The sequence below is a fragment of the Streptomyces sp. NPDC012637 genome, from assembly GCF_042954805.1.
In the GTDB taxonomy this organism is placed as follows: Bacteria; Actinomycetota; Actinomycetes; order Streptomycetales; family Streptomycetaceae; genus Streptomyces.
Map to the genome: position 1 here is coordinate 77,272 of NZ_JBIBDS010000003.1, position 12,111 is coordinate 89,382.

General features: G+C 74.2%; 11 protein-coding genes. 4 read left to right on the plus strand and 7 right to left on the minus strand.

Annotated features, from left to right (window positions below; translation table 11 throughout):
* Positions 1–89 precede the first annotated feature (89 nt).
* Positions 90–266, plus strand: coding sequence for a hypothetical protein (locus tag ACFY8W_RS13365; RefSeq protein WP_391104078.1), 177 nt, complete (start codon positions 90–92; stop codon positions 264–266).
* Positions 267–304: 38 nt separating this feature from the next.
* On the opposite strand, the gene ACFY8W_RS13370 is transcribed toward ACFY8W_RS13365, so the two are convergent.
* The 6 genes from ACFY8W_RS13370 to ACFY8W_RS13395 all read right to left on the minus strand — a co-directional run bounded on the left by ACFY8W_RS13370 (position 305) and on the right by ACFY8W_RS13395 (position 8,192).
* A complete protein-coding gene (locus ACFY8W_RS13370) occupies positions 305–1,648 on the minus strand; it encodes a carboxyl transferase domain-containing protein (RefSeq protein ID WP_391104081.1) in 1,344 nt (447 codons plus the stop codon).
* Entirely contained in the window at positions 1,641–3,101 is a 1,461-nt protein-coding gene (locus tag ACFY8W_RS13375; protein WP_391104084.1) for an AMP-binding protein, read from the minus strand. The genes ACFY8W_RS13370 and ACFY8W_RS13375 overlap by 8 nt, the downstream gene beginning before the upstream one ends.
* 20 nt (positions 3,102–3,121) lie before the next feature.
* Positions 3,122–4,306: an MFS transporter gene (locus ACFY8W_RS13380; RefSeq protein WP_391105508.1), complete on the minus strand. Its 1,185-nt coding sequence runs from the start codon at positions 4,304–4,306 to the stop codon at positions 3,122–3,124.
* Between the two features lie 411 nt (positions 4,307–4,717).
* Entirely contained in the window at positions 4,718–6,247 is a 1,530-nt protein-coding gene (locus tag ACFY8W_RS13385; RefSeq protein WP_391105510.1) for a GAF domain-containing protein, read from the minus strand.
* 44 nt (positions 6,248–6,291) lie between these two features.
* Positions 6,292–7,350: a rod shape-determining protein MreB gene (locus ACFY8W_RS13390; protein WP_391104087.1), complete on the minus strand. Its 1,059-nt coding sequence runs from the start codon at positions 7,348–7,350 to the stop codon at positions 6,292–6,294.
* Positions 7,351–7,586: 236 nt separating this feature from the next.
* Positions 7,587–8,192 carry a hypothetical protein gene (locus ACFY8W_RS13395; protein ID WP_391104090.1) on the minus strand — a complete coding sequence of 202 codons (606 nt, stop codon included), beginning with the start codon at positions 8,190–8,192 and terminating at the stop codon, positions 7,587–7,589.
* Positions 8,193–8,314: 122 nt separating this feature from the next.
* Between ACFY8W_RS13395 and ACFY8W_RS13400 the strand changes: the two genes are divergently transcribed.
* From ACFY8W_RS13400 to ACFY8W_RS13410, 3 genes are all read left to right on the plus strand, one after another.
* The gene (locus tag ACFY8W_RS13400; protein WP_391104093.1) at positions 8,315–9,187 is read left to right on the plus strand and encodes a hypothetical protein; all 873 of its coding nucleotides are present in this window, start codon (positions 8,315–8,317) and stop codon (positions 9,185–9,187) included.
* A 124-nt stretch (positions 9,188–9,311) separates the two neighbouring features.
* Positions 9,312–9,962: a transposase domain-containing protein gene (locus tag ACFY8W_RS13405; RefSeq protein ID WP_391104096.1), complete on the plus strand. Its 651-nt coding sequence runs from the start codon at positions 9,312–9,314 to the stop codon at positions 9,960–9,962.
* Entirely contained in the window at positions 9,959–10,702 is a 744-nt protein-coding gene (locus ACFY8W_RS13410; protein ID WP_391104099.1) for a transposase, read from the plus strand. Before ACFY8W_RS13405 ends, ACFY8W_RS13410 begins: the two co-directional genes overlap by 4 nt.
* Before the next feature lie 73 nt (positions 10,703–10,775).
* Here the strand turns inward: ACFY8W_RS13410 and ACFY8W_RS13415 are convergent, their stop codons facing one another.
* Positions 10,776–11,918: a calcium-binding protein gene (locus tag ACFY8W_RS13415; protein WP_391104102.1), complete on the minus strand. Its 1,143-nt coding sequence runs from the start codon at positions 11,916–11,918 to the stop codon at positions 10,776–10,778.
* Between the last annotated feature and the right edge of the window lie 193 nt (positions 11,919–12,111).

Here is a 12,111-nt window from a genome sequence, read left to right on the forward strand (position 1 = left end):
CTGACTCCCGCCAGCGCGCGCGCACTTGCTGCTGTCCCATGCCGAGGTCAGGCTCCGACATGAGCAACCCCGCTCCTCAGGAGGTTTTCATGCGCAAGCTCATCGCCACGGCAGCCCTGGCCGCCGCCGTCGTCCTCACCGGCTCCGGCACGGCACTCGCCCATGGCTGGGACGGTCCCGAAGGCGACGCCCCGACCGTGACCGTGGTGGACCACACGGTCGTCGTCTGCGGCGACTTCAGCCTCTGCCAGGGCGACGGCTCCTGAGCCACGCGCCGCGCGACGGGGGAAGCCCCCTCGGCCGTTCAGGCCGAGGGGGCTTCCTCGTGCCCGACGATGCCCCGCACCACCCCCAGGTCCACCAGGTCCTGAGGACGCAGGCGGAGCCGGTCGGCGGTGGACGGCACCTCTGAGGGCGGGCGCTTGAGGATCTGGGCGGCGAGTTCGGGGGCGATGACGGAGAAGTAGGCGTCCGGCGTCACCCAGGTGTTGCCGGGTGCGGCGAGGGCGAGGGCGCCGCCCGATCCGCCCTCGCCGACGAGCAGCGAGGTGACCGGGGCGCGGGCCTCGGCGATGGCGGTGAAGGCCTCCGCGATGGCCGGGCCCGCGCCCGCCCGTTCGGCCTCGGCGTCGTTGGCCGCGCCGGGCGTGTCGATCAGCGTCAGGACCGGGATCCCGAGCCGGTCCGCGAGCCGCACCAGGCGCGCCACGGTACGGAACCCGGCGGGCCGGGTCGCCCCGCCGAGCTGCGCGGCGTACGCCACCACCCGTCCGTCGTGCACACCGAACCCGCACTCCACCCCGGCGTCCACGCCACCGGCCCGGTCCCCGCCGATCGCCGCCCGCACCTCGAAGTACGCGTCCAGGTAGGCCCCGGCCCGCGGCCGCAGCGCGTCCCTCGCCTGCCGTACGGCGTCCCACCCGCTGCCGGGCAGCCGGCGGCCGCCGAGGGCGCGGGGCGGGGGAGCGGGGAGGTCGGCCGAGGGGCCGGGGGACAGCAGGCGCAGCCACCGCGAGAGCGCCTCGCGCAGGCGGTCCGGCGGGACGAGCGCGTCCACGTGGCCGTGGCTGAACTGGTCCTCCGCCGTGTAGGCGGCGGGGTCCGCGTGCGCCGGGCGGACCCGGGAGCCCGCGAACGCGACCTGCGCGGACGGAAGCGCCAGGACGATGTCCGCGCCGGCGCCGACCGTGGCCCAGCCGCCGCCCGTGGAGGGGTCGCGGAGCACCGTCACATGGGGGACGCCCGCCGCGCGGAGGCGGACCGCGGCGGCGGCGACGCGCTGGAGCTGGGTGAGGGCGATCATGCCCTCCTGCATGCGGCTGCCGCCGGTCGCGACCAACGACACCAGCGGCAGCCGCCGTGCGGCGGCCTCCGCGTACGCGGCGACCAGCCGGTCGCCCGCCGCGCGCCCCAGCGAGCCGCCGAGGAAACCGAACTCGAAGACGGCGAGGACGCAGGCCCGCCCGCCGACTGTCGCCGTCCCGTACAGCACCGACTCGTCCTCGCCGGTGCGTTCGGCGGCCCGGGCGCGGGAGGCGTCGTAGTCCGGCCAGCCGAGCGGGTCGAGCCGGCCCGGCGCCGCGGCCGCCGCGGCGAAGTCGTCCGCCACCAGGGCGACCGCCTCCCGGGCGGTGAGCCGCTCAGGCACGGCCGGCCCCGGGCAGCGCCTTCTTCAGGACCTTGCCCATGTCGTTGCGGGGCAGTTCCGTCAGGTAGCGGACCTCGCGGGGGCGCTTGTGCGGGGCGAGGAGCGAGGCGACGTGGTCGGCGAGCTCGGCCGGCTCCGGCGGGTCGGCCGGGTCGGCCGGGACCACCCACGCGACGATCCGCTCGCCCAGGTCCGGGTCGGCCGCGCCGGTGACGGCGGCCTCGCGGACCCGGGGGTGGTCGAGCAGCGCGTTCTCGATCTCACCGGCGCCGATCTTGTAGCCGCCGCTCTTGATGAGGTCGGTCGCCTTGCGGCCCACGATCCGTACGTAGCCGTCGGGCTCCCGTACCGCCATGTCGCCGGTGCGGAACCAGCCGTCCTCGGTGAAGGCGGCCGCCGTGGCGTCCGGGCGGTTGAGGTACGCGGTGAACAGGTTCGGGCCGCGCACCTGGATCTCGCCGACCGTCTCGCCGTCGTACGCCGTCGTGCCGAGGACCGAGCCGTCCTCCTCCGCGAGCCGCAGCCCGACGCCGGCCAGCGGCAGGCCGACCGAGCCGGGGCGGGGGTCGGCGCCGACCGGGACCGACGTGTTCATCAGCGTTTCGGTCATGCCGTAGCGCTCGACCACCGTCCGGCCGGTCGCCGCCCGGATCCGCTCGTGGTCGTGCACGGGGAGCGCCGCCGAGCCGGAGACGAGCAGCCGGGCCTCCGTCAGGGAGCGGGCGAGCGCCGGGTCGTGGGGGAGCGCCTCCGCGAGCCGGTGGTACATGGTCGGGACCCCGAACAGCATCGTGCCGCCGCCGTCCCCCAGCTCCTTCGCGACGCCCTCGACGGAGAAGCCGCCCAGGTGCCGCAGCTCGCCGCCGCGCCGCAGCGGGCCGAGGACGCCCAGGACCAGCCCGTGGACGTGGAACAGCGGCAGCCCGTGCACGAGGACGTCGGCGTCCGTCCAGGCCCAGGCGTCCGCGAGCGCGTCCAGGGAGGCGGCGATCGCGCGCCGGGAGAGGACGACGCCCTTGGGCGGGCCGGTCGTCCCGGAGGTGTACACGATCAGGGCGGGGGTCTCGGGGTCGCCCGGTTCCTCCGCGAGCGGCCCGGCCGCGCGGACGTCCACGTCGATCCGGGGCAGCCCGGCGAGCCCCGCCGGCAGCTCGTCCCCGGCGCCCGCGAGCACCACACCGGGCTCGCTGTCGCCGAGGATGTGGGCCAGTTCCCGTTCCCCGACGCGGGGGTTGAGCGGGACGGCCGGCACGCCGGCGAGCAGCGCGGCCACGACGCCGACGGCCGTCCCGGCCGTGGGCGTGGCCCAGACGGCGGCCCGCCCGGCAGCGGCCAGCCGGGGGGCCAGGGCTCCGGCGGCGCGCGCCAGTTCCTCGTACGTCAGGGTGTCGGCGCCGAAGCGCAGGGCGGGCCGGTCGGCTCGGGCCTTCAAGGCCGGGAACAGGGCGCTCATGGGCGCATTCTGCCCAGCCGTCAGGGACGGCGTACTGCGACCTTGCTCACTTCGGGGGCGGGCGTGTCGGCCTCCGGACGGACGTTCCGCATCCGCCCGTACGCGTACACGCAGCCCGCGAGCGCCAGGTCGGACAGGAGCATGAAGCCGATCGAGTACGAGTCCTTGGCGCTGTAGATCGCGCCCATGACCAGGGGCGGGACGAAGCCGCCGAGGCCGCCCGTCGCGCCGACGATGCCGGTGACGCTGCCGACCTGCGACTGCGGGGTGACCTGGGAGACCAGGGCGAAGACCGAACCGCTCGCGGTGCCGAGGCCGGCGGCCATGACGAGCAGGGCGATCGTGCCGCCCGGGTTCAGCGGCGGGTCGAAGGCCTGCACGATGGCGAACAGCGCGACGACGCCGAGGGCGACGGCGGTCACCAGGGCCGGGTGGAGCCGGTCCGAGAGCCAGCCGCCGACCGGCCGGAAGACGACGGTCACCAGGGCGAATCCGGCGGCCTTGGTGCCCGCGTCGGTCGGGTCGAGCTCGTACCAGGTCTTCAGATAGGTCGGCAGGTAGACGCCGAAGGCGACGATGCCGCCGAAGCCGATCGCGTACAGCGCGGACAGCTCCCAGGTGACCCGCAGCCGCCCGGCCTGCCCGAGGCGGTGGGCGAGGGACGCGGACGGGACGGGCCGGTCAGGGCGGTCGGTGATGAGCAGGGCGGCGAGCACGGCGTACGCGGCCAGGGCGACCGCCACGACGACGAACGGCAGGTTCTCGCCGTGCTCCGCGATGCGCGGCGTGAAGTAGCCCGAGAGCGCCACACCGCCCATGCCCATGCCGAAGACTCCGAGCGCGAAGCCGCGCTTGGCGGGCGGGAACCAGGAGTTGACGAGCGGGATGCCGATGGCGAACGTCGTGCCGCCGAGCCCGAGCAGGAACGCCACGACGAGCATCAGGCCGTAGCTGTCCTTGACCAGGATCAGGAGCAGTACGGGCACGATGGTGAGGGCCGACACGACCGGGAACATCAGCTTGGCGCCGTACCGGTCGGTGAGCGCGCCGGCCGGGATGCGCCCGAGCGAGCCGACGAGCACCGGGATGGCGACGAGCAGCGACTGCTGGAACGAGCTGAGCGAGAGCCGGTCCCCGTACCAGCTGCCGAGCGGGGCGATCAGGTCCCACGCCCAGAAGGTGAGCGTGAAGCCGACGGTGGCCATGAGGAGATTGCGGTAGGCGGCCGCGGGGATCTTCGCTTCGGTGTCCACCTCCTCAGTCAAGATCGGCGGCCGCGCGGGTGCGCGCGGGACTACTCCGTACGGGACGGGCACGGCGAGCGGACTCACGGGGCCGCCGCTCCCGGGATGCCGGCCGCTCCCGGGGTGCCGGCCGCGGCCCTCGGCCCTCGGCCGTGGCCCTGGCCGCGGCCCCGGGCTTCGGTCCTGGCCCCAGGCCCCGGCCTTCGGGCTTCGGTCCTGGCCCCAGGCCCCGGCCCCCGGGCTTCGGTCCTGGCCCCAGGCCCCGGCCCCAGGCCCTGGCCCCCGGGCCTCGTCCTGGCCCCAGGCCTCGGCCCCGGTCCCGTCCCTACGCCCCGGGACGTTGGGACCCTGGCCCTGGCCCCCGGCCCCGGCTCAGGGCCAGGTCACCGTCGTCCGCGGGGTCCCGTCGTCCTCGACGCGCAGCCGCAGGCCCGTCTCGTCGGCGGTCACCTCCACCGTCACCGCGCCGACGCCGGGGCGGCGGTGGGCGGAGGCGAGCGCGCCGCGCAGGGCGGCGAGCAGCCCGTCGGCCGAGGTCTCGTCGGCGAGGGTGTCGACGGCGCCGGAGAAGTGCACGGACGGCTGGAAGCCGAGCAGCGCCGCCGCGCCGCCGGTCTCGCGCAGCACCCGGCCGCGGAAGGATGTCGGGGCGTCGGCGGGCGGCTGCTGCAGCGCGAAGATGGTCGTCCGTACCTCCTGGATCGTGGAGTCCAGTTCGTCGACCGCGCGGCCGAGCAGCGCGTCGACCTCGTGCACGGCCGCCCGGCGCCGGGTCGACTCCAGCATCATCTCGGTGGCGAAGAGGCGTTGGACGACCAGGTCGTGCAGGTCGCGGGCGATCCGGTCGCGGTCCTCGTAGACGGCGAGCTGCTCGCGGTCGTGCTGGGCGTCGGCGAGGACCAGGGCGAGCGCGGCCTGCGAGGCGAACTGCGAGGCGAGCAGCCGCTCCACCGCGGTGTACGGGCGGTCGCCGCGCCGCCGGGGCAGCGCGAGGGTGCCGATGAGCTTTCCGCCGCTCTGCAGCGGCAGCATCATCGAGGGCCCGAAGCGGCTGCGCACATGGGTGGTCATCCGCGGATCGGTCGCCGAGTCCTCGACGAACACGGGCTCGCCGCCGAGCAGCTGGACGAGGACGGGGGAGCCGGGCGCGATCGTGGTGCCGACGAGGTCGCCCGGGTCGTCGGGCGTGGAGGCGGCGACGATCTCCATGCCGCCCTCCTCCGTGGGCTGGAGCACCACGCCGGCCGAGGCGTCGGCGAGCAGCCGGGCCCGCTCGGCGACGGTCGTCAGGGCGTCCGCGGCGGGCCTGCCGGCGAGCAGCGCGGTGGTCACGGCCGCGGCTCCCTCGATCCAGCGCTCGCGCTGACGGGCCGTCTCGTAGAGGCGGGCGTTGCCGATGGCGATGCCGGCCTGGGATGCGAGGACGCGGAGGAGGGACAGGTCCTCCTCGGTGAAGGGGCCGGCGTGCTTGTCGGTGAGGTAGAGGTTGCCGAACACCTCGGTGTGGACGCGGATGGGCACGCCGAGGAAGGAGTGCATCTCGGGGTGGCCCTCGGGCACTCCGGAGGAGCGGGGGTCGGCGGTCAGGTCGGCGAGCCGCAGCGGCCGCGGGTCCTGGACGAGGACGCCGAGGAGCCCGGTGTGGCCGTCGGGGAGGCGGCCGATCCGGGCCCGCTGCTCCTCGGTCATGCCGGAGGTGAACAGCTCGGTGATGCGGCGGCGCTCGGGGTCGACGACCCCGAGCGCCCCGTAGCGGGCGCCGGTCAGCGCGGTGGCGGTCTCCACGAGGTGCTGGAGGGTGGCCCGCAGCTCGAGCTCGCTGCCGACACTGAGGACGGCCTCCAGGAGCACCGGCAGACGGGCTTCCTCGTCGTCGCCCGCTCCGCCGCCCGTTTCGTCCATGATCGACACGGGTTCATTGTCGTACAAAACGCCCGACTCCGTGGTCAGTCGTCCTCGGGCCGCTCGTTCTCGGCCAGCGGGTCGAGCACCAGAGGCTGGATCCGGCCCTCCAGCATCGCGCCGAGGCCGAGGACGGCGCACACGTCGGGCCGCTCGGCGATGTGCACGGGCATGCCGGTCGCCTCGCGGAGCATCTGGTCGAGGCCGGGCAGCAGGGCGCTGCCGCCGACCATCATGATGCCGCGGTCGGCGAGGTCGGCCACGAGGTCGGGCGGGCAGTCGCGGAGCACCTTGCCGATGCCGTCGAGGACGGCGGTGAGCGGGGTCTGGATGGCCTCGCGCACGGCGGCGGTGTCGACGGTCACCGAGCGGGCGAGGCCGGTGGCCACGTCGCGGCCGTGGATCTCGGTGAAGGTGGGGCCCTGGACCGTCAGGCCGTTGCCGTGGAGGGCCACTTGCAGGGGCCGGACCGACTGGCTGGGCAGCATCAGCTCGTGCTGGTGGCGCAGGTGCTGGATGACGGCGTGGTCGATGGCGTCGCCGCCGACCGGCATGCGCTCGGCGGTGACGATCGCGCCGAGCGAGAGCACGGCGACCTGGGTGGTGGCCGCGCCGCACACCATGATCATGGTGGCGGTCGGCTGCTCGACCGGGAGCCCGCAGCCCACGGCCGCCGCGATCAGGGTGTCGACGAGCTCCACCCGGCGGGCGCCGAGACCGACGAGGGTCTCGACGGCGGCGCGCTGGGCGAGCGGGTCGCTGTCGTGCGGGGTGCAGGCGGCGGCGCGCAGCCGCGGCTTGCGGCGCAGCTGGCGGCGGAGCTTGTCACCGAGGAGGTGACGAAGCATCCGCTGGGCCATCTCGATGTCGACGACGGTGCCGCCGGACACCGGGCGGACCACCCGGATGTAGTCGGGGGTCCGGCCGGTCATCTTCTCGGCGAGCGCGCCGACGGCGATGAGCGCGCCGGTGCGGGTGTTGACGGCGGCGACGGACGGCTCGTCGACGACGAGTCCGGCGCCCTTGACGAAGACGCGGGTGCGGGCGGCGCCCAGGTCGACGGCGACATGGCAGCGGCGCAGCTGCTCAAGGCTGACGGTCACGGCGGTCCTCCGGAGTGCGGTGCTGGCACGGGTGAGGCGGCGCGCGGGGCGCGGTCCTTGTTCGCATCGTCCTGCCGCTCCGCACGGGGCGCGCGCTGAGCTGAGCCGCCCGGGGGTGAGCGTTCGCTGACGGAGCGTCAGGCTTGGGGGAGGGCTTCACGCGGGGTGGAGGGTGCGGGGCGGGTGGGTACGGGATGGCCCTGCGGGGCGTGCGGGGCCGCTGACCAGGCGATCCGTCAGGCCGGTCCTGCTGTTCCGCCACTTCCCCGCGCGTTCAGGGGCGGAACGGTGCGCTGGAGGAGGCCCCAGGCGAACTCCGCCGCCGCGCGTTCGCCGTCGGGCAGGGTGAAGTCGAGGCGGGCGAGGGCCGGGCCCACGCCCTCGCGGGGTCCGACGTCACGGAAGGCGCGCCAGACCTCGTCGACCGTGCAGTGCCAGGGGCGCAGGTCGTCGGCGGTGCGCAGGCTCGGCGCGGGCGCGCCGGGCGCGCGGGTCAGGCCGCGGGACCAGACGGCGCGGCCGGGGCCGACGAGCACGGTGAACCGCAGGTCGGGCCAGAGCGGCACCGGCCACAGCCAGGCCTCGCTCCCGCCGCGCACCGCGTGCCGGGCCTCCGGCTCGCCGAGGGCCTGCCGGTAGCGGTCGAGCTCGCCCCGGCCGCTCCGCCCATGGGCCCACGCCTGCCAGCGCTTGTTGGCCTCGCGCATCGCGGTGTGGCCCACGCCGAGTTCGCGCAGCGCCTCGTCGACGAGACCGGCCTGATGGTCCGCCATCCGGCGGAGCAGGACGAGCTGGAACTCGTACGGCCCGAAGGGGGCGGAAATCCGGGCGGCAGGGGTCATGCGCCCATCCTGCCCGAAGGGGGAGAATCGTGGCGGCACGCCGACGACCTGCGGTTTCCTCACAGGATCCTCACGTTCGCGTCTATCAGCGGAGTCCCCGGGCCGCATAGCCTGCGGGCGCCATGGACTACTGCCACCAGTGCCGACGGCATCTCAACGGCGCCCTGGCCTGTGCGGGCTGCGGGACCCCCGCCGAGGAGCTGCGGTACTTCGCTCCCCCCACGTCCTTCCGGCCGCCCGCGGCGGCACCGGCACCCGCACCGGAACCGACGGTCACCCCGTCGTCCTCCGTGCCGGAGGCCGGTCCGGACCTCGGACCGGAGTTCAGTTACGAACTGGACCCGCTCGAGCCGCCCCGCGCCGCCGAGGGGCGCGCCGCCGCGCGCCGCCGCGCCAAGGGCGGCGGCCGGAGCGGCAGCGCGGCCGCCGGCCGCAGCGGGCGCCGGGCGCGCTCCCGGCGCGGCCGTACGGTCCTGCTCACCACCCTGGGCTTCGCGCTCGCGGCCGGTTCGCTGAGCATGGCCAAGCTGGCCCTCGAACCGCCGAACGACGGCGGTCCCGCCACGGCCGTCCAAGAGGAGGACGCCGTCGAGGTGACCCTCGACCCGGAGCAGCCGACACCCTCCGAGAGCGCCCGCCCCGACGGCCCGGGGCCGGTCGAGTCCGGCACGGCGCGCCCGACGACCACGAGCCACCCGGCGCGCGGCTCCGGTCGCAGCGGCGACGCGGGCGACGGCACGGGAACCGGTACGGGGACGGGCAGCGGTTCCGGTACGGGCTCGGGCTCCGGGTCCGGCGACGGCGCGGGCGACGGATCCGGCCCCTCGCCGAGGGCGACGACCGGCGGCCCCCAGGCTCCCACCGGCACGCCCAGTGGCACCGCCACGCCCACGGCGAGCGGCTCGGCACCGGGCCCTTCCGCCACCGCGCCGACCCCGACCGCCACGCCGAGCCCGGAACCGACGTGCGACTGGTTCCTCTGGTGGTGCGTCTAGGGCAGGCCTTGAGGGCAGCCCCGGGCGGGCCCCCGGGCGGGCCCCCAGAGCAGGCCAATGCAGTTGCTTTTGAGCTGCGGAGATCGTTGCCCCGCGTGTGACGGGGTGGGGCGCGGGCCAGCGGGTGCGTATCGGGATCTTGACGAAGGCGTTCACCGCTGAGCTGGTCGACGCGGCGATAGCCAAGCACGACCGAGCCGAGCGGCGCCGCCGGCTCCTGCCGGCTCGGCTGGTCGTGTACTTCGTCCTGGCCATGTGTCTGTTCGCCCGGGAGTCGTACGAGGAGGTGCTGCGGGTGCTGACCAGCGGTATACCGGGCACTCGGGTCGTCGCGCGGGTGAACCGGTCGTCGCTATGCCGGGCTCGTGCTCGGCTCGGGGAGGACGTGCTGGAGACCGTGTTCCGGCAGGTGGCCGGTCCGCTCGCCACCCCGGACACGCCGGGCGCGTGGTGGCGAGGGCTGCGGCTTCTGGCCTTGGACGGGACCCAGTTCGATCTTCCGGATTCGACGAGCAACGGCGACACCTTCGACGGCCCCTCCACCACTGGCGGTGTCCCCTTCGGGTTCCCCCAGGTCAGGGCGGTGGTCCTCGCGGAAATCGGAACGCACGGAGTCCTCGACGCCCGCCTCGGCGGCTACCGCGACGGCGAGCGCAGCCTCGCCTACCCGCTGGCCGGGTCCACCGGCCCCGGAGACCTGGTCATCGCCGACCGCGGCTTCTGTCGGTCGAGTTCGCTCACGCCTTCACCGTGGCGGGCGCGGATCTGTCGGTGAGGCTCCAGTCCAACCACCTCGGCACCGCCCAGGAAGAACTTCCGGACGGCTCGTACCTGTCGATGGCGCGACCGGGAAAGGACGTCCGACTCCGAGCCGCGAGGGAAGGCCGGACGCTGCCCCGGCACGTGATCTACCGCGTCATCACCTTCGCGAAGGACGGCAAAGTCGCCCACCTGGGCACGACACTGCTGGACGCCGAGCAGTACCCGGCCGACGAGCTGGTCGCGCTCTACCGGGAACGCTGGGAAATCGAGCTCGCCTTCGACGAGATCAAGAATCACCTCGGCCCTGGTGGGCCGATCAGATCGCGCACGCCGGAGGGTGTCCGGCAGGAGCTGTGGGCCTACCTTGCGGTTCACCAGGCCATCCGCCAGTTCGCCCACGCAGCGGCGATATCCCGCCCGGCCGTGGACGCCGACCGAGTCTCCTACTTGAAGTGCGTCCGCATCATCCGCCGCAGCGTCCCTTCCCAGCTCGGAGCGACCACCGCCAAGCTCACCCGCTCCTTCACCGAGGCCGGGCGGGAGGCACGCAGCCGCCTCCTCCCAGCCCGGCGCAGGCGGGACTGCCCACGCGCGATCAAGAAGCCGAATCGATGGCCAGTCCTGAGGACCCGCGCGAGACGAGACACGGTGCAGCCCGGCCGCTGGGCCCACAACCCGACCGCGAAACAGAAGAGCTCCCGTAGGGCCGGACGACCGGTGCTGAGGGGGAAACAGTCCCCGTCGCTGCCCTGACTGCTCAACTACCCTCTGGAAATGTTCACGAGTCTGGCGGCAAGCTGTTGCCGGTGTCCTTTCGCGGCGCCCGTCAAGGCCGTTCGTCCTTGGCAGACTTGCGTTCGGCGTTGATGACTGTCTCGCACCTCACGGCGACGTTGCGGTTTCCTGCTTCGCCGTCGCAGATGTCGGTCTGCGGCCCCCCATCGAGAAAGTCATTGGCCGGGCCAGCCCGCAGCGTGTCGTCCCCCTTGCCGCCCTTGAGCCGGTCCCGCCCGCCCGCGGTGCCGACGGTCGCGGTGACATCGAAGTTCGCGTTGTCGCCGAAGATTGTGTCGTTTCCGTCGCGGCCTTCGATCACGTCATGGCCGGCGTCGGTGTCGGTGGCGTCCACCACCGAGCTGTCGCCGACGATGAGCTCGCTCGCACTTCCGCCGATGATCCTGTCGTTGCCGGCGCCGGTCGCGCCGCCTCCGGTGGGTTCGAGGATGTTGTGATCCCCGGCCGCGTATTCTCCGACATTCCTGATGACGTCGTTGCCGCCTGCGCCTCTGATGCTGAGGACCGCTTCGCTGTCCCCGACGATGCCGTTGGCCCCGGGGCCTCCGTCGAGATAGTCGTCCCCGGCTCCGATGGCGTGGCCTCCACCGCCGATGGCCAAGGGACGTGCCGCGCGGGAATCGCCGACCAGGCTGTCATCGCCCTCACCGCCGAAGATGCGGTCGTTGCCGCTGCCGGTGGCGGTCTTGTCGGCGGCAAAGGTGCCGCTGTCGCCGTGGATGCGGTCGATGCCAGGTCCGCCGTCGATGAAATCGTCCCCGCCGCCGGTGGCGTTTCCACCGTCCGAGCGTGAGTCTCCCGTGATGAACTCGTTCCCGGGGCCGCCGTAGAGGTGGTCGTTGCCGCCACCCTTGACGTCTGCGGTTGCGCTGTAGAGGTCGCCGCGGATGAGGTCGTCACCAATGCCGCCGTCGACCTTGTCGTCCCCGAGGCCGCCCTGGATGGTGTCGGCTCCCGCAAGTCCGCAGATGCGGTCGTTGCCGCCCTTCCCGTCGATGGTGTCGTTGCCGGGGGAACCGACGATGACGTCGTCGCCTTCGGTGCCGTTGATGGTGCCCGCCCCAGTAATGGTCGCCGGGCGGCCGAAGCACGTGGCCTTTCCGCCCGGGTCTGCGGCGATGGCTGGGCACCCGAGCGTGAGCATTGCTGCCGCGATGAGACCGGTGGTGAGCACCCTCCGGGACGTCGGGCGGCAGGATCCAACCGTCCGTGATGGCAGGGGTGCGGGGTGCACGGTCATCCGAATCCTCCGGTTGGTGGACACCGCCGTCCAGGTCGGTGCTGCAGGCAGACAGGGCGGATCACCTTCACATCTCCCTCCGGATGGCCCGAAGGGCGCCTCTCGCGTGATCCATTTCGGACGGTAT